Origin of the sequence: Streptomyces sp. SCSIO ZS0520, assembly GCF_025643355.1 — a bacterium.
Classification (GTDB): domain Bacteria; phylum Actinomycetota; class Actinomycetes; order Streptomycetales; family Streptomycetaceae; genus Streptomyces; species Streptomyces physcomitrii.
On sequence record NZ_CP092644.1, the window covers coordinates 5,945,893 to 5,961,824 of the forward strand.

Below are 15,932 nucleotides of genomic sequence, written 5' to 3' on the forward strand. Positions count from 1 at the left end.
CCCGACCCTCACCGACGCGGCGGCGGCCCCGGTGCACCTGAGAGGCGGCACCCTGTGCGGGGGTGCCGCCTCTCTCCGTCTTCTTTGTACGGCTCTCCTCCGTACGGCCCTTCTCCGTACGGCGGTGTCTTCCCCGTACGTCCCTTCCGCCTACGCCTCCCAGCTCACGAGCCCGGCGGCAAGCAGCTGCCGCAGGCTCCCGTCCACCTGCGCACGGACCTCGGGCGACTCGGCGTCGAGCCCGCAGGCGCGGGCGTAGGCCGGGTACAGGGCCTCGGGGCCGCTCTGCTCGCACAGGGAGTAGACCGTCCAGGCGCGGGCGCCCAGCCAGTGCATCCGGCCCGACTGCCCCGCCGATACGAGGAGTTGGCCGAGCCCGGGCAGGGCGCAGGCGTCCACCGGGGCGGTCCGCCGGAGGGTGGCGCCCGCGGGCGGCGCCTCCGCGGTGGCCGCCGCCGGGGTCTCGGTGTCCCGGGGGTCCGGGTCCGTCCGCTCCGGGGGCCGCGGGGCGTCCGCGTCCACCAGCCGCAGGGCGGCGAGCAGCCAGCGGGCGAATCGGTGGCCGTTCTCGGTGAGCGCCTCGGGCGGCAGCGCGAGCACCTGCCCGGCGAGGTAGCGGGCCCGCTCCTCACTGGTCCGGTGGGTACCGGCGAGGGCGGCGGGAGTGCCGGGGCTGGGCTCGTCCAGCTCCTCGGGCGGCGGGGGAGTCCCGAACCGCTCCCGGATCTCCGCGCCCGCCGCCGTCCCGGCCGCCCGGAAGGCCAGCAGATGGACGTAGAAGTGCAGGGCGACGAAGACCCGGATGACGGTCCAGGAGCCGATGCGCCAGGGGATCGGGACGCGTTCGGTGGCGTTGCGGACGACGGCGCCGGTGCGCAGCGCGTCGAAGAGCTTCAGATGGGAGCCCTCGTGCAGCAGGCTCTCGGCGGCGAGCCAGGGGGAGGCGCAGCGTTCGGGCGCGAGGAGCACCGCCGAGGGCAGCGGGTCGCCGCCGGACATCGACTGGAGGGGGCCCTCCTCGCTCTCCCGGTGGGTGAAGCCGACCATGGTGACGTGCCGGAGCACCCCCGCGCCCGTGGCGGGCAGCAGGGCGGCGAGGAGTTCCGCGCCCTCCCGCAGGACCGACCTGACCTCCGCCGAGGGCAGCAGCGGCTCGGCGGTGTGGCCCGCGCCGAGCGCGTCCCGGTACAACTCCATGAGCCGCCCGCCGAGTTGCTCCTCGGCGCCGTCCCGCGGAGCGAGGCCGGTCAGCACCCAGGCGTCCCCGAGTCCGGGCCAGGCGCGCAGCTGCGGCACGGTCAGGCTCTCGCAGGGGCCGATGGCCTCCGTCTCGCCAGGCTCGGCCGCTGTCCCAACGGCCTTGTCCGAAACGGCAGTCGAGGCCACCAGTTGCTGAGTGGCCGTCAACTCCCGTGCGTGCACGGCGAAGGAGCTGCCGTCGAGCCGGCCGCGTTCCAGCCGGACGAGGTCCACCTCGAAGCAGTTGCGCAGGACCGGGTCGTAGAGGAGCGGGCGCAGCTGCTCCGCCTCGGCCGCGGCGATCGCCCGCAGCAGCGGCGCCGCCTCCTCGTCCTGCCGGGCGAGCAGGGTCAGGCCGAGCCGGAACCGGGCGAGGTTGCGCTCGCCGATGGCGGCGGAGTCGCCGTACTGCCGGTCGGCGCAGAGCAGGGCGTCGGCCTGGGCCACCACGTCGCCCACCGGGGCGGCGACGGAAGGGGAAGCGGACAACGGGGGACCGTCCTTCGGTTCGAACAGCGGGCCTGGAGCGCGAACAGCGGGGTCAGGAAGAGGAGTTGGCGAGGACCCGGCCCCGGGGAGGGGGCGCGGGCCGGGGCACCGGCGCAGGGTGCGCTTCGGTGCCGGACGGGCACCGGGCCCCTCGGGACCCGGTGCCCCGCCGGCGGCGCCTGGATCAGGCGCCCCGGCGTCAGGCGCTCAGCGAGGCCTGGTAGGAGGGCAGCCAGGCGCGCTCCTCCGGTGCGTCGGTGGCGACGGCCGCGGCCTCTTCGTCGAGGTAGGCGGCCGGAGCCAGTTCGGGGGTCTCGATGTGGTCGATGAGCATGTTCAGTCCTTCGTTCGTCGGTGGACAAACCATGCCGGGCAGGGCAGTTGACGCCCTGTCACGGTGGCCCGAGCCCCGGGACCGGATGTCCCGGCCGCAGGGGCCGTTGCCCAGAATGTTGTCCCGCACCCCGGCGAACACACCTTCGTACTTACGCTCCGGGCGTAACCGGGGGCCGCGCGGGCGGCCGATCCGCACGCTCCTGTCCGTGAACCCGCCCCCGTCCACACCCCGAGAGGCCCGCACCACCTACCGGGAGGTGCTCGCCGACCGGCGCTTCCGGCTGCTCTTCTGGACCCGGACCCTGGCGGTCGCGGCCGAGGCACTGCGGATCATGACCCTGTCGGTGCTGGTCTTCGACGCGACCGGATCGCCCCTGCTCGGCGCCCTGACCTTCGGCGCGGGCTTCCTGCCGCAGCTCGCCGGGTCCTTCTTCCTCGGTTCGCTCGCCGACCGGACGCGCCCCCGGCTGCTGCTCACCGCGGGCCATCTGCTGCAGTGCAGCTCGGCGGCCTACCTCGGCCTGGCCCGCCCGCCGGTCGCCGTGCTCCTCGTCCTGCTGTCCTGCGTGGCCGTGCTGACCCCGGTCTTCAGCGGCGTCTCCGCCCGGCTCGTCGCCGAGACCCTCACCGGCGACGCCTATGTCCTCGGCCGCTCGCTGTCCAATATCGCCTCCTCCGCGGCCCAGCTCGCCGGACTCGCCCTCGGCGGCGCCGCCGTCGCCCTCCTCGGCGCGCGCGGCAGCCTGCTGCTCAGCGCGGGCGCCTTCCTGCTCGCCGGGCTCGCCGTGCGCCTCGGGCTGCCCGATCTGCCCGCCGCCGCACCGGCGGAGCGCGCCAAGGGGCGCGGCTCCCGCGCGGTGCTGCGGCACAGCTGGGCGGGGAGCAGGGCGCTCCTCGCCGACGCGGCGGTGCGCCCGCTGCTGCTCGCGCAGTGGCTGCCGCCGCTCTTCGCGACCGGCGCCGAGAGCCTGATCGTGCCCTTCGCCGGGGAGCAGCGACTCCCGCAGGGGACGGCCGGACCGCTGCTCGCCTGCCTGCCGGTCGGCATGCTCCTCGGCGATCTGGCCGTCGGCCGCCTGCTGCGGCCCGCCACCCGCGAACGCCTGGTCGCCGCGCTGGTCGTGGTCCTCGGCCTGCCGCTCGCCGGTTTCGCCTGGCATCCGCCCTGGCCGGTCTGCGCCCTGCTCCTCGTGCTCAGCGGCACCGGCTTCGCCTACGCCCTCGGCATCCAGCGCCGCTTCCTCGACGCCGTCCCCGAGGCCCGCCGCGGCCAGGCCTTCGGACTCCTCTCCGCCGGGCTGATGTCCGTACAGGGCATCGGGCCCGCGCTGTGCGGCGTCCTCGCCGAGTTCACCGGCGCCGGTGCGGCCATGGCGCTCGCCGGGCTCGCGACCGTCTGCGTCGCGGCCGATCTGGCCCGCCGGGGCACCTCGGCCGAAAAGCTCTAGCCCCCGCAGGCGGTGGCCCGGCCCGGGGCGCTTCCCTCCCTTTTCGGCGGGTGCGGGGGCCGGACACCGTACGCTGGCCCGTACCTGCCAGGTCCTCGTCACCAGTACAAGGAGCACCGTCATGGGCTGGACCGCGTACGACATCCCCGACCAGAGCGGCCGCACGGCGGTGGTGACCGGCGCCAACAGCGGCCTCGGTCTGGTCACCGCGCGGGAGCTGGCCCGCAGGGGCGCGCGGGTGGTGCTCGCCTGCCGCAGCACCGAGCGGGGCGAGGCGGCGGTGGAGCTGATCCGCGGGGCGGTGCCCGGCGCCGAGCTGGAGCTGCGCGCCCTCGACCTCGGTTCCCTGGAATCGGTACGGGAGTTCGCGGCCGGATTCGTGCGCGAGCACCAGCGGCTGGACCTGCTCGTCAACAACGCGGGCGTGATGGCGCTGCCGCATGTGCTCACCAAGGACGGCTTCGAGTCGCAGTTCGGCGTCAACCACCTCGGGCACTTCGCGCTCACCGGCCGGCTGCTTCCGCTGCTGCTCGACACCCCGGCCGCCCGGGTGATCACCGTCTCCAGCGGGCTGCACGTGCTCTCCAACATCGACATCGCCGACCTCAACAGCGAGCGCGGCTACCGCCGCTGGATCGCCTACGGCCGCTCCAAGACCGCCAACCTCCTCTTCACCCACGAACTCGCCCGCCGCCTCGCCGCCGCCGGTTCCGACGTCGTCGCGGCGGCCGCCCACCCCGGGTACGCCTCCACCAATCTGCAGACCGCCGGGGTACGGATGGAGGGCCGCAAGGCGGCGGAGCGCCTCGCCCTGCTCGGCAACCGGATCTTCGCCCAGCCCGCGGAGGACGGCGCGCTGCCCTCGCTGTTCGCGGCGACCTCGCCCGGGGTCACCCCGGACTCCTTCACCGGACCGCGCCTGCTCCAGTGGCGCGGCGCCCCGGCCCGCTCCTGGCGCGCCCCCTGGACCCTCAACGACACCGCGGGCGAACGCCTCTGGACGGCCTCCGAGGAGCTGACCGGGGTCCACTACAGCGCGCTCAGCCTCTGACCCTGCTCGCCGCGGGCCGCGCTCCCCGGCCCCTCGTCCGTACGCTGTGCTGCGCCGCGTGCGCCTTGTGCTTCACCGGTGCCCGAGGGCCGAGACCGGTGGCCGTTCGCATTGCGGGCGGCCGGGTGCGCTTCTAGCGTCGGCGCCATGAGCGAGTCGACCGCGGGCAAACGCATCACCGAGAAGGTGTCCGACGGCGCACTGCGCGCCGCGACCGGGCGGGGCTGGGCCGACTGGTTCACCGCCCTCGACGACTGGGGAGCCGCGGCGAGAAGCCACACCGAGATCGCCCGGCATGTGCGCGAGGCGCACGGGGTCGGCGGCTGGTACGCCCAGTCGATCACCGTCGGCTATGAGCAGCAGCGCGGGCTGCGGGCCGCCGGGCAGAGCCGGGACGGCGAGTGGCAGGCGAGCGCGAGCACGACCGTCAACACCTCGGCGGCGCGCGTCATCGAGGCCTTCGCCGACCCCGGGATCCGGCGGGACTGGCTGCCCGAGGAGGGCTTCACGCTGCGCACCCACCGGCCCGCCCGCTCGGTCACCGCCGACTTCGAGGACGCCTTCGGCGGAGTGAGCCGTATCGAGGTCCGGCTGACCGCCGTCACCGGGCAGAAGACCCGGCTCGGCGTGGGTCACACCCGCCTGCCCGGGGTGGAGGCGGTCGCCACGTACAAGGAGTTCTGGCGGGAGCGGCTCGGCGCGCTGAAGGTGCTCCTGGAGTCCTGAGGCGCCCGCCGGCCGCTGCTCGCCGCCGGGCGCCGGACGCCGCCGGGCGGCTGCCGGTCAGTCGTCGCAGTCGTCCCCGCCGCCGGAGGAGTGGTGGCCGCCCGAGCCCCGGCCGCCCTTGCCGCCGCCCCGGCCGCCCTTGCCGACGACGGAGTCGTCCGGGTGGCTCTGCGCCACCACGACCGCCCCGGCCGGGGCCGCCTTGTCGCAGTCCTTGTCCTTGTCGCAGCCGGTCGTGCCGAGCGCGGCGAGCAGCAGGCACCCGGCGGCGGCGGTCGCGCGCAGGCCGGTCCTCGCGGTGTTCGCGCCCTTCGCGGCGGCCGGGCTCTTCGCGGTGACCGCGGTGTTCGGGGTCTTCGCGGTGTCCGCGGTCTTCGTCTTGGCGGTCTTCAGGGTCGTCAGGGTCTTCATGGGGAGCAACTCCGTTGCCACTGGGGACGGTTGGCGGACATCAACCGGTACCCCGCAGGCCTTCCGGATAACGCCCCGAGGGGCAGACGTCCGGTCGCGGGCCGCCGGTTCCGCTCACCGCCGGGCGGCTCGGAGGGGCCCGGGGGACCGGGGGCGCCGGGCGGAACCGGCGCCCCCGGTCGGTGCTCAGGCCGCCGCGCCGCCGTCGATCACCAGGTCCGCGCCCGCCACCGAGGCGGCCTCCTCGGAGGCGAGGTAGAGGACGGCCGCGGCGACCTCCGCCGTCGTGGAGACCCGGCCCAGCGGCGACTCCTCCTTCATCCGGGCGGCCCGCTCCGCCTCGCTCTCCCCGGGCCGCAGCGACATCGCGGTGGCGCTGGGGCCGGGGCTGACCGTGTTGATACGGATGCCCTCGGCGAGGTGTTCGCGGGCCGCGCCCCGGGTCAGTGCCGAGACCGCGGCCTTGGTGGCGCCGTAGGCGGCGGTGCCGGGGTGGCTGAGGTGGGCGCCCAGGTTGGAGCCGATGGTGACGATGGCGCCGCCCCCCGGCTGGGTCCGCATCCGGCGGATCTCGGCCTGGAGGCAGTTCAGCACCCCGGTGACATTGGTGGCGAGGAGCAACTGCCAGTCCTCGGCGGTCAGTTCGGTGAGCGGTCCGCCGCGGAAGACGCCCGCGTTGTTCACCGCGACATCCAGGGAGCCGAAGTGCCGCACCGCCGCCGCGACGGCCTCCCGCACCTCCTCGGCCCGTGTCACGTCCGCGACCTGGGCCCGGGCGGTGCCGCCCGCCTCCTCCACGAGGGCGACCGTCTCCGCCAGTGCGTCGGGGGAGCGCCCGGTGACGAGCACCGCGGCCCCCTCGGCGGCCAGGGCGAGCGCGACGGCCCGCCCGATCCCGGAACCGCCCCCGGTGACCAGGGCGCTGCGGGAGGCGAAACGGGCACGGGGCTGCTGCGACATCGATGAACTCCTCTGTGGCAAGGCGGACTTGGGGAGGGAGGGAAGGAAGGGAGGGGAGAGGAGGGACAGCGGGGGGCAGTGCCTTTCGCGCCCTCAGGAATTTGACCGATCGTTCTGTTATGCGGGCAGGGGTGGTGAACTCCGCGGTGGGGAAGGCCCTTCCCCGTCTCCGGGTGGGCGCGCGGGATCAGCTCAGGAGTCTGCGGGCCTGTGCGGCGGCGTCGCGTACCCGGGCCGGGTCGCCGGAGGCCTTGCCGACCACGCGCATGCCCTGGAGCAGGACGAGCAGCAGGCGCGCCAGGGCGCCCGGGTCGGTGTCCTCGCCCAACTCGCCGCCCGCGCGGGCGCGTTCCAGGGCCGCGTGCAGCAGGGTCTCCAGCTGGGCCCAGCTGGCCTCGACCCGGCGGGCCGCGCCCCGGTCGTGCGGGGCGAGTTCGACGGCCGTGTTGGTGATGAAACAGCCCTGGCCGCGGCTGTGTTCGGCGGTGGCCTCGGCGGCGAAGCGCTCCACGAGGGCGTGCACGGCGGGCAGCGCGGGGCCCGGCCGGGACAGGGTGGCGAGCAACTGCGGCTCGTGCAGCTCGCCGTAGCGTTCGAGGGCCTTGAGATACAGCTCGCGCTTGCCGCCGAAGGTGGCGTAGATGCTGGCGCGCCCGATGCCCAGGTGGTCCACCAGATCGGCCATCGAGGTCGCCTCGTACCCGCGCTGCCAGAACAGGTCGAGGGCCGAGCGGAGGGCGGCGTCCGGATCGAAGGACTTGGTTCGGCTCACGGGGGAGAGCCTAGGTTTATTGGAACGATCGGTCAAACAGGGGAGGGCGGGCGCTCACCGAGGCGAACGCCCGCCCCCGCAGGGGGAGTTCAGGTGGGCACGGTCCCGGCGGTCCGTACCGGCTCAGCTGGTCCGTACCGCTGAGCTGGTCCCTGCGGCTCCCACGGTCCGCACCGCGTACACCGGCACCCGTACCGACTCGTCGTCCAGGCAGCGCCCGTCGGCCAGGTCGAAGCGCTGCTTGAGCAGCGGGGAGCAGACGTACGGGCGGCCCTCGGCCGAGCCGGTGAGTCCGCGGGAGAGGACCGCGGCGCCGGTGAACGGGTCCCGGTTGCCGATCGCGTGCACCCGGCCCTCGCGGTCCAGGAAGAGCGCGGCCTGGGTGCCGTCGGGCAGCAGTACCGCGACCCCGCGGCCGGGGAGCAGCCCGTCCAGCGCGCAGACGGTGACCCAGTCGGCGCCCCCGTCCTCCCCGCCGCCCGGGCGCAGTTGGACCTGTGCGGTGGCCGCGGGGGTCTCGGTCATGGTGCTCATACGCGCGCACTTCCTTCCAGGGAGGCTTCGGGGCGGCGGCCGCCGATGCTCAGGAGCGGCAGCTCGGGCTTGATCTGGTCGCGCTCCGGCACGAACCGCACGGTGGGATCGGGGGTGTCGGGGGCGTTGACGAAGGAGACGAAGCGGGCCAGGCGCTCCGGGTCGTCCAGGGTCTCGGCCCACTCGTCGCGGTAGTGCGCGATGTGCGCGGCCATCAGGGACTCCAACTGCCCGCAGATCCCCAGGGAGTCGTGCACCACCACGTCCTGCACGTGGGCGAGGCCGCCCTCGATCCGCTCCAGCCAGCTCGCGGTGCGCTCGAGCGGCTCCGCGGTGCGGATGTAGAACATCAGGAACCGGTCGATCAGGCGCACCAGTTCGGCGTCCGAGAGGTCCTGGGCGAGCAGGTCGGCGTGGCGCGGGGTGGCGCCGCCGTTGCCGCCGACGTAGAGGTTCCAGCCGCTGGAGGTGGCGATGACGCCGAAGTCCTTCGACTGGGCCTCGGCGCACTCGCGGGCGCAGCCGGAGACCGCCGACTTCAGCTTGTGCGGGGAGCGCAGCCCCCGGTAGCGCAGCTCCAGGTCGATCGCCATCCGCACCGAGTCCTGCACCCCGTAGCGGCACCAGGTCGAGCCCACGCAGGACTTCACCGTGCGCAGCGACTTGCCGTAGGCGTGCCCGGACTCGAATCCGGCGTCCACCAGGCGGGACCAGATCACCGGCAGCTGCTCGACCCGGGCGCCGAACATGTCGATCCGCTGGCCGCCGGTGATCTTCGTGTAGAGGCCGAAGTCGCGGGCGATCTCCCCGATCATGATGAGCTTCTCGGGGGTGATCTCCCCGCCGGGGATGCGCGGCACCACCGAATAGGAGCCGTTCTTCTGCAAGTTGGCGAGGAAGTGGTCGTTGGTGTCCTGGAGCGCGGCCTGTTCGCCGTCGAGCACGTAGCCGCTGGCGCCGACCGCCGGGGCGAGCGAGGCGATCAGGGAGGCGACCACCGGCTTGCAGACCTCGCAGCCCTCGCCCCGCCGGGCCTCCTCGCGGCCGTGCTCGTCCAGGAGTTCGCGGTAGGAGGTCACGCCGAGGGCGAGCACGATCTCGTACAGCTCCTGGCGGGTCCGGTCGAAGCAGTGGCACAGGCCCTTGTCGACCTCGACGCCGCCGGCCTCCAGTTCGGCGGTGACCAGCTGGCCGAGCGCCTTGACGCAACTGCCGCAGCCGGTACCGGCCTTGGTGCACTTCTTGACCTCGGGCACGGTGGTGCAGGAGTGTGCGGTGACCGCCTCGCGGATGCTGCCCTTGCTGACGTTGTGGCAGGAGCAGATCACCGCCGAGTCCGGCAGCGCCCAGGGGCCGAGCGGGGCCGCGGCGCCCGCCCCGGCGGGCAGCACCAGCTGCCCGGGGTCGACGGGCGGCACCGAACCGGTCAGCGGGCGCAGCGTGCCGTAGGCCTCGGCGTCGCCGACCAGGACGCCGCCGAGCAGGGTGCCGTCGGGGGAGACGACCAGCTTCTTGTACACCCCGGTACGGGAGTTGGCGTAGACGACGTCCAGGCAGTCACCGGCGGCGCCGTGCGCGTCGCCGAAGGAGGCCACGTCCACGCCGAGCAGCTTCAGCTTGGTGGAGGTGTCCGCCCCGGTGAAGGCGAGCGGTGCCTCCTCGGCGGCGAGGGCGGAGGCGACGGTCTCGGCCATCTCGTACCCCGGGGCGACCAGTCCGTAGACGCGGCCGTCGCTTGCGAGGGCGCACTCGCCGATGGCGTAGACGCGCGGGTCCTCGGTGCGGCAGCTTTCGTCCACCGCGATGCCGCCGCGCTCGCCGACCGGCAGGCCGCAGTCCCGGGCGAGTTGGTCGCGGGGGCGCACCCCGGCGGAGAACACCACCAGATCGGCGGCGAGTTCACCGCCGTCGGAGAGTTTCATGCCCCGCACCCGGCCGTCCTCGCCGGTGAGCACCTCCTGGGTGCCCACCCCGGTGTGCACCGCCAGGCCCATCCCCTCGATGGTGCGCAGCAGCGCGGCCCCGCCGCCCTCGTCCACCTGCACCGGCATCAGCCGGGGCGCGAACTCCACGATGTGCGAGGTCAGTCCGAGCCCCTTCAGTGCCCCCGCCGCCTCCAGGCCGAGCAGCCCGCCGCCGACCACCGCACCGGTGGTGGCGTGCCTGCCCGCGTACTCCTCGATCGCGAGCAGGTCCTCGATGGTGCGGTAGACGAAGCAGCCCTCCGCGTCCCTGCCGGGCACCGGCGGCACGAAGGGGTACGAGCCGGTCGCGAGCACCAGGGTGTCGTAGGACAGGCACCGGCCCGAGCGGGCGGTGACGGTCCGCGCCTCGCGGTCGACGGACTCGGCCGGGTCGCCCAGATGCAGTTCGATGCCGTGCCGCGCCAGGAACCCGGCCTCGGTGAGGGAGAGTTCCTCCGGGCTGCGGCCGCTGAAGTACGAGGTGAGCTGGACCCGGTCGTAGGCGGGCCGGGGCTCCTCGCAGAGCACCACCACCCGGTGGCTCGCGGTCAGGCCGCGCTCGGCGAGCGCTTCGAGGAACCGCTGGCCGACCATGCCGTGGCCGACGAGCACCAGGGTGGGCCGCGCCGCGGACCCGGCGGGGCCGCCCGCCCCGGTCGCCGCGCGGGTCTCGGTCGTCTCGGTGGTCGCGGTGTTCGCCGCCATGTCAGGAACCTCCGTCAGGGGTGAGCAGATGGAGCAGCGGGGCCTCGCTCTCCGCCGGAAGGGGCTCCTCGCCCTCCCAGACGCGGGCCAGCGCGCCGACCGCGGAGAGTTCGCCGAGCAGCACACCGCCGACGAGCCGGTCGCCGCGGACGACGACCTTGCGGAAGGTGCCGCGGGTGGCGTCGCCGATCTGGACCACGTCGTCGCCCGGCAGCGGCTCGGTCTGCCCGAACACCGCCAGATCCAGGGGGTCTTGGCCGCCCGGCGCCAGGGTCAGCCGGGTCAGTGCCCGGGTGCCGCGGTAGCGGACCGGCGGCCCGGAACCGGCCAGGGTGCGGGCCAGCGCCTCGGCCTGTTCGAGCGCGGGGGCGGCGAGCCCGTAGACCCGGCCCTCGTGCTCGGCGCAGTCGCCGATGGCGTGGATGTGCGGATCGCCGGTGCGCAGGGCGCTGTCGACGAGCACGCCCTCGCGGACGCCGAGCCCCGCCTCGGCGGCCAGTCCGGTGCGCGGCCGCACCCCGCAGGCCAGCACCAGCAGGTCGGTGCCCAGGTGGTAGCCGTCGGCCAGTTCGGTCCGTACGACCTGCCCGTCCCGTACGCCGATCCCGCGCACCCGGCACTCGGTGTGCACCTCGATGCCCGCCCCGGTCAGGTTCCGGTGCACCAACTGCGAGGACTGCGCGTCGAGTTGACGCTCCATCAGCCGCTCGGACTGCTGGACCAGGACCACGTGGGCGCCGCGCCGGGCCAGCGCGCGCGCCGCCGAGACCCCGAGCAGCCCGCCGCCGACGACCACCGCCCGCAGCCCCGGCCGCACCGCCGCCGACAGGGCCAGGCAGTCGTCCATGGTGCGGAAGGCGTGCACCCCCGCGGGCAGTTCGGTGGCGCCGGGGGTGAGCAGTCCGCGCAGCGGCGGGAGCACCGGGTTGGAGCCGGTGGCCAGGACCAGGTGGTCGTAGTCGACCCGGGTGCCGTCGGCGCAGTGCACCGTCCGCGCGGACCGGTCGATGCGCTCGGCCTTGACCCGCAGCTGCCGCCCGGCGGGCGCGGGCAGCGCCACCACCTCGGGCGCGAGCCGCCCGGCGAGCACCTCGGCGAGCAGCACCCTGTTGTACGGGGGGTGCTGCTCCTCGCCGAGCAGCGTCACCCGGGCGGCCGGGCCGCCGGATGCGCCGAGTTCGCCGAGGCGCTGGGCGAGACGGGCGCCCGCGAGCCCGGCGCCGATCACCACCACACGCTTTTCCGAGGTCATGCCGCTCAGCGTGTGGTGCCGGTGTTACCCGTCGGGTTCCCTCCTGTTTCCCGTGCGGAACGCTGCGCTCAGCGCGGGGGAGGGGGCGGTGTGAGGCCGCCGGACCGGGGCGTGAGCTGGTGTTTCGCGGTGGAGGACGCCCGGGGCCGGGTCCGTCGGGGCGGGCTCAGCGCCTCGGGCGGGCGGCGGTCAGATGGGCGAAGACCACGACGTTCCCGCGGTAGCCGGTGCGCTCGGACCAGCCGCCCCCGCAGGTGATCACCCGCAGTTCGGGCCGGGCGGCCGGGCCGTAGACCTTCTCGTCCGGGAAGTCGCGGCTGGAGTACACCGCCACCGCGTCGACCGTGAACACCGCCGTGTTCCCGTCCGCCCGGTCCACCTCGATCCGGTCCCCGTGCCGCAGCGCGCCGAGCCGGTAGAAGACGGCCGGGCCGCGCGCGTTGTCGACATGGCCCGCGACGATCGCGGTGCCCGGCTCACCGGGCGTGGTCCCGCGCTCGTACCAGCCCGCCAGGTTCTTCCGCTCCGGCGGCGGCACGTCGAGGCTGCCCGCCCGGGTCAGACCGAGGCCGGTCAGCGGCGCGTCTACCCGGATCGACGGCACTCGGATCCGCTCGGGCGCCGAGGCCGCGAGCCCGGCGGCCTCCCGGGTACCCGCACCGGGCCGTGCGGGCGCGGCCTGCGCGGCACTCGGCTGGGGCGGCCCCGCACCACGGGTCCCGCTGTGCACCAGCCAGGCACCCGAACAGAGCGCGAGCGCGCTGACCAGGGCTATGGAGCGGTTGCTGATGCGGTGCATGGGGGTGGGCTCTCTGTCTGCGGGGGCGTCCGCCTGGGGTTCTGTCCGGGTTTCGGTCCGGTGGGGTCTCGGCCCGGTGGGCTCTGAGTCCGGTGGGCTCTGAGTCCGGTGGGTTCTCAGTCCGGTGGGTTCTCAGTCCGGGTTCGTGGCTGGGCTTCTGCGGAGGTGGGGTCGGGTGTCACTGGGGCTGGGGCTGGGGCTGGGGCTGGGGCTGGGGCTGGGGTACCGGCCCGGCTGTCGCCGGGATGTCCGCGGGTGCGGGTGCGGGTGTGGGTGTGGGTGTCCGGCGTCGGGTGTCCGCGGGTCCTCAGAATCCGGTGGCGTGTGCCCGGCGGTGCAGCAGCCAGGTGCCGCCCGCGGCGGCGACGGCCAGCGCCGCCACGCCCGCGGTGATCTGCACCGGGTCCGGTCCGAGGGCGCCGCCGACCCCGGACTGCACATGTCCGCGCGGGTGCACCGCCTCGCCCGCGCCCGCGAGGGAGAGGACGAGGTCACCGGTGGCCTCGGCGCCGCTCGGGCAGCTGGCGCGGATCTCGTACGTCCCCGGCTGCGCGGAGGCCGGTACCTGGAACTGCCCGATCACCTCCTCCTCGTGCGCGCTCGGGGCCAGCGTGAAGGCTCCGGCGCCCACGGCGCTCGCGTCCCCGTCGGCGGCGCCGTCCGCGGCGCAGGCGGCGGTGTTCACGGTGACCGTGGCGCCGGGTTCGGCGGTGGCGGGGTAGACCCGCAGCCCCGGGCCGTCGGCCGCCTCGGCGGGTGCGGCGGCGAGCCCCGCCGTGACCGAGAGGCCTGCCGCACCCAGGGCGAGGGCGGCGGGTGCCAGCATGCGGACTTGGCGCATGGTGCTTGCTCCTCCGAGAGGGCCCGCCCGGCGGCACGGAGGTGTGCCAGTGCGTCCGGTCGCGCCCCGCCCTCCGAGATAACCGGCGCCCCGGCGGCCACGCCTCCTGAGCGGGCGTCAGCACCCCTTGTTCCGCAGGGTTCCTGACGCCGCGAAAGATGTGTTCCGCCTGGTCATACGGGTACGGGGTAGTCCGCTCCGGTGGCCTGGGGGCGCGGGGGTGAAACGGGTGATCCGCGGTGGGGAAGGGCGGGGCGGGAGGGGGGTGGGGGCTCGGGGGCGGCTGCGCGTGGTGGGCCTGTGGTGCGGAGCGGGGTGGGGCCTCGGTGCGGGGTCCGGTGCTGGCCCCGGTGCGGGTTCCCGTACGGCCTCCGGCGGCGGTTCCGGTGAGGGCTTGACCTGAAGCTTGCTTGAGGTATGAGGCTGTGGGTCATGACCACCGATCACACCGTTTCCGGTGCCACCACGACGTCCCCCGCCCCTTCGGCCGCCGAGACCGCCGCCCCCGCGCCGGTCCGGCTGACCCTGATCCTCGGCAGCGACCGGGACGGCCGCTTCGGGCCCACGATCGCCGCCTGGCTGCTCGACCAGTTCGAGGCGCGGCCCGATATCGAGGTCGAACTGCTCGACGTGGCCGACGCGCAGCTGCCCGCCGCCTCCTCGGGGCCCTCGGCCGAGGTCGCGGCCCGCCTGGACCGGGCCACCGCCAAGCTCGCCGGGGCCGATGCCTTCCTGGTGCTCACGCCCGAGTACAACCACTCCTACCCGGCGGGCCTCAAGGGCCTGATCGACCGCCACTTCGGCGAATGGCGGGCCAAGCCGGTCGGCTTCGTCTCCTACGGCGGGATCTCGGGCGGCCTGCGCGCCGTCGAACACCTGCGGCAGGTCTTCGCCGAACTGCACGCCGTCACCGTCCGCGACACCGTCTCCTTCCACTGGGCCCACGGCCAGTTCGACGAGCAGGGCACCCTGCGCGAACCGGCCGAGGCGGAGGCCGCCACCAAGACGATGCTCGACCAGGTCGTCTGGTGGGCCCTCGCCCTCCGCGAGGCCAAGGCGGTCCGCCCGTACGGGGGTTGAGGCCCCAGGCAGGGGAGCGGGATGCGCCCGTACGGAGATCGAGGCCTGCGGGTACGGGAGTTGGGGGCCGCCGGTGCGCGGGCTGGGGTTCCGCTCTCGTACGGAGGTGAGGAGGGGCCCTCATACCTCCCGTACCCGTCATGCCTGTCCTGCCCGTCCCGCCGATCCTGACGGGAGGGGGCTGCTCCCGGCCGGATCCGGCCCCCGCCCATCCGTCCCGTCCCGTGCCTTCGCCTGCGCGGGGCGGGTGCGTGGCATGCTCGCTGTCGCCGCGGGCCGTGCGCGCCGGGCCCGGGCGCGGACACCGTCCCGGCGCGCACCGCCCCGCAGCGTGGAGGGACCCCCATGACCCCGGCCGACCAGCCCGCCCCCGGAACCGCCGGATCCGCCGAGCCCGGGAGCGCCGCCCCCGCCGACCCCGGGGGAGCCGGTGCTCCCGTGGACTGGCTGACGGTGCTCACCACGACCGACGCGGCCGAGAAGGCGGGGCTTCTCGCCGACGGCGCCGTGGAGTTGAGGCTCGCGGCCTGCGCCCAGATCAACGGCCCGGTGACCTCCGTGTACCGGTGGGAGGGCCTGGTCGAACACGCCTCGGAGTGGCAGGTGCTCTTCAAGACGACCGGCGCCCGCTACCCGGCCCTGGAGAGCTGGCTCACCGAGGCCCACGACTACGAGAACCCGGAGATCATCGCCACCCCGGTGGTCCGCGGCAGCGCCGCCTATCTCGACTGGCTGGCGCGGGAGACCCGCGGGTGAGCACCCCGCTGCCCTTCTTCGTCTACGGCACCCTGCGCCCCGGCGCCCGCAACCACGCGGCACTCCTGTCCGGCCGTACCGAGGAGGAGGCCCCCGCGGTCCTCACCGGCGCCGTCCTCTACGAGGGCCCCGGCTTCCCGTACCTGGTGGAGAGCGGCAGCGAGGAGGACACCGTCCACGGTGAACTCCTCACCCCGCGCACCGAGTTGTACGAGGCCGTGGCCCGCGACCTGGACCGGCTGGAGGGGTACGTCCCGGGCGGCTCGGCGAACCACTACGACCGCGTCCGCCGCGAGGTGCGCCGGGCCGACGGGGGCCGGGCGGCCGCCTGGGTCTATGTCGCGGCGGGGCGGCTCGCGCTCTCGCTGGCGGAGCGCGGCAGACGGATCGAGGGCGGCGACTGGTCCACCCGGGCCGGTTAGGTGTGCTGTTCGGGGAGTCTCCGCGGGATAGGCGGGACCCTCCGGGCCCGGCCTGAGCACCCGGATCCGCCGGGCGCGCTGTCCCAGTCCCGGCCTTGGTCCGGGACCCGGTCCCGGTCCCAGACCCGGACCCGGTCCAGGACCCGG

16 protein-coding genes are annotated in these 15,932 nt (G+C 75.0%); 6 read left to right on the forward strand and 10 right to left on the reverse strand.

The annotated features are described in order from the left end of the window. Positions 1-150: 150 nt before the first annotated feature. Together MID12_RS23730 and MID12_RS23735 are read right to left on the reverse strand one after the other, a co-directional pair. Complete coding sequence (locus tag MID12_RS23730; RefSeq protein ID WP_263170588.1) at positions 151-1,728, reverse strand: aKG-HExxH-type peptide beta-hydroxylase; 1,578 nt, start codon at positions 1,726-1,728, stop codon at positions 151-153. Positions 1,729-1,927: 199 nt separating this feature from the next. Next, on the reverse strand, positions 1,928-2,062 hold the full coding sequence (locus MID12_RS23735) for a hypothetical protein (RefSeq protein ID WP_257786947.1): 135 nt from the start codon (positions 2,060-2,062) through the stop codon (positions 1,928-1,930). 208 nt (positions 2,063-2,270) lie between these two features. Between MID12_RS23735 and MID12_RS23740 the strand changes: the two genes are divergently transcribed. The 3 genes from MID12_RS23740 (at position 2,271) to MID12_RS23750 (ending at position 5,289) form a co-directional block, all read left to right on the forward strand. Continuing rightward, positions 2,271-3,512, forward strand: a complete 1,242-nt coding sequence (locus MID12_RS23740) for an MFS transporter (RefSeq protein ID WP_263170589.1) — start codon at positions 2,271-2,273, stop codon at positions 3,510-3,512. Positions 3,513-3,633: 121 nt separating this feature from the next. Next, positions 3,634-4,563 carry an oxidoreductase gene (locus tag MID12_RS23745; protein WP_040253828.1) on the forward strand — a complete coding sequence of 310 codons (930 nt, stop codon included), beginning with the start codon at positions 3,634-3,636 and terminating at the stop codon, positions 4,561-4,563. Positions 4,564-4,710: 147 nt separating this feature from the next. Next, positions 4,711-5,289: a DUF4287 domain-containing protein gene (locus MID12_RS23750; protein ID WP_263170590.1), complete on the forward strand. Its 579-nt coding sequence runs from the start codon at positions 4,711-4,713 to the stop codon at positions 5,287-5,289. Between the two features lie 57 nt (positions 5,290-5,346). On the opposite strand, the gene MID12_RS23755 is transcribed toward MID12_RS23750, so the two are convergent. The 8 genes from MID12_RS23755 to MID12_RS23790 all read right to left on the reverse strand — a co-directional run bounded on the left by MID12_RS23755 (position 5,347) and on the right by MID12_RS23790 (position 13,527). Next, positions 5,347-5,700, reverse strand: coding sequence for a hypothetical protein (locus MID12_RS23755; RefSeq protein WP_263170591.1), 354 nt, complete (start codon positions 5,698-5,700; stop codon positions 5,347-5,349). A gap of 186 nt (positions 5,701-5,886) precedes the next feature. Next, positions 5,887-6,660 carry an SDR family NAD(P)-dependent oxidoreductase gene (locus MID12_RS23760; protein ID WP_263170592.1) on the reverse strand — a complete coding sequence of 258 codons (774 nt, stop codon included), beginning with the start codon at positions 6,658-6,660 and terminating at the stop codon, positions 5,887-5,889. Positions 6,661-6,847: 187 nt separating this feature from the next. Beyond that, positions 6,848-7,432, reverse strand: a complete 585-nt coding sequence (locus MID12_RS23765; protein WP_263170593.1) for a TetR/AcrR family transcriptional regulator — start codon at positions 7,430-7,432, stop codon at positions 6,848-6,850. 123 nt (positions 7,433-7,555) lie between these two features. Next, the gene (gene nirD / locus MID12_RS23770; protein ID WP_052483233.1) at positions 7,556-7,957 is read right to left on the reverse strand and encodes a nitrite reductase small subunit NirD; all 402 of its coding nucleotides are present in this window, start codon (positions 7,955-7,957) and stop codon (positions 7,556-7,558) included. 5 nt (positions 7,958-7,962) lie between these two features. Continuing rightward, the gene (gene nirB, locus MID12_RS23775) at positions 7,963-10,524 is read right to left on the reverse strand and encodes a nitrite reductase large subunit NirB (protein ID WP_263173407.1); all 2,562 of its coding nucleotides are present in this window, start codon (positions 10,522-10,524) and stop codon (positions 7,963-7,965) included. A gap of 112 nt (positions 10,525-10,636) precedes the next feature. Continuing rightward, on the reverse strand, positions 10,637-11,887 hold the full coding sequence (locus MID12_RS23780) for an NAD(P)/FAD-dependent oxidoreductase (protein ID WP_263170595.1): 1,251 nt from the start codon (positions 11,885-11,887) through the stop codon (positions 10,637-10,639). A 166-nt stretch (positions 11,888-12,053) separates the two neighbouring features. Further along, positions 12,054-12,686 carry a class F sortase gene (locus MID12_RS23785; protein WP_263170597.1) on the reverse strand — a complete coding sequence of 211 codons (633 nt, stop codon included), beginning with the start codon at positions 12,684-12,686 and terminating at the stop codon, positions 12,054-12,056. A gap of 307 nt (positions 12,687-12,993) precedes the next feature. Beyond that, the gene (locus MID12_RS23790; protein ID WP_263170599.1) at positions 12,994-13,527 is read right to left on the reverse strand and encodes a hypothetical protein; all 534 of its coding nucleotides are present in this window, start codon (positions 13,525-13,527) and stop codon (positions 12,994-12,996) included. 432 nt (positions 13,528-13,959) lie between these two features. Here MID12_RS23790 and MID12_RS23795 point away from each other — a divergent pair, with 432 nt between their 5' ends. The 3 genes from MID12_RS23795 (at position 13,960) to MID12_RS23805 (ending at position 15,785) form a co-directional block, all read left to right on the forward strand. Continuing rightward, entirely contained in the window at positions 13,960-14,607 is a 648-nt protein-coding gene (locus MID12_RS23795; RefSeq protein WP_263170601.1) for an NADPH-dependent FMN reductase, read from the forward strand. 345 nt (positions 14,608-14,952) lie between these two features. Further along, positions 14,953-15,363, forward strand: a complete 411-nt coding sequence (cutA, locus tag MID12_RS23800) for a divalent-cation tolerance protein CutA (RefSeq protein ID WP_317633405.1) — start codon at positions 14,953-14,955, stop codon at positions 15,361-15,363. Further along, the gene (locus tag MID12_RS23805; protein WP_263170603.1) at positions 15,360-15,785 is read left to right on the forward strand and encodes a gamma-glutamylcyclotransferase family protein; all 426 of its coding nucleotides are present in this window, start codon (positions 15,360-15,362) and stop codon (positions 15,783-15,785) included. The genes cutA and MID12_RS23805 overlap by 4 nt, the downstream gene beginning before the upstream one ends. Positions 15,786-15,932: the final 147 nt, after the last annotated feature.

Excerpts from the sequence above, each read along its gene's own strand:
- MID12_RS23735 (WP_257786947.1), bottom strand. The coding sequence starts at position 2,062 with ATGCTCATCGACCACATCGAGACCCCCGAACTGGCTCCGGCCGCCTAC.
- cutA (WP_317633405.1), top strand. The coding sequence starts at position 14,953 with ATGACCCCGGCCGACCAGCCCGCCCCCGGAACCGCCGGATCCGCCGAG.
- MID12_RS23745 (WP_040253828.1), top strand. The coding sequence starts at position 3,634 with ATGGGCTGGACCGCGTACGACATCCCCGACCAGAGCGGCCGCACGGCG.
- nirD (WP_052483233.1), bottom strand. The coding sequence starts at position 7,957 with ATGACCGAGACCCCCGCGGCCACCGCACAGGTCCAACTGCGCCCGGGC.
- MID12_RS23750 (WP_263170590.1), top strand. The coding sequence starts at position 4,711 with ATGAGCGAGTCGACCGCGGGCAAACGCATCACCGAGAAGGTGTCCGAC.
- MID12_RS23780 (WP_263170595.1), bottom strand. The coding sequence starts at position 11,887 with ATGACCTCGGAAAAGCGTGTGGTGGTGATCGGCGCCGGGCTCGCGGGC.
- MID12_RS23760 (WP_263170592.1), bottom strand. The coding sequence starts at position 6,660 with ATGTCGCAGCAGCCCCGTGCCCGTTTCGCCTCCCGCAGCGCCCTGGTC.
- MID12_RS23755 (WP_263170591.1), bottom strand. The coding sequence starts at position 5,700 with ATGAAGACCCTGACGACCCTGAAGACCGCCAAGACGAAGACCGCGGAC.
- MID12_RS23785 (WP_263170597.1), bottom strand. The coding sequence starts at position 12,686 with ATGCACCGCATCAGCAACCGCTCCATAGCCCTGGTCAGCGCGCTCGCG.
- nirB (WP_263173407.1), bottom strand. The coding sequence starts at position 10,524 with ATGGTCGGCCAGCGGTTCCTCGAAGCGCTCGCCGAGCGCGGCCTGACC.
- MID12_RS23795 (WP_263170601.1), top strand. The coding sequence starts at position 13,960 with ATGACCACCGATCACACCGTTTCCGGTGCCACCACGACGTCCCCCGCC.
- MID12_RS23790 (WP_263170599.1), bottom strand. The coding sequence starts at position 13,527 with ATGCGCCAAGTCCGCATGCTGGCACCCGCCGCCCTCGCCCTGGGTGCG.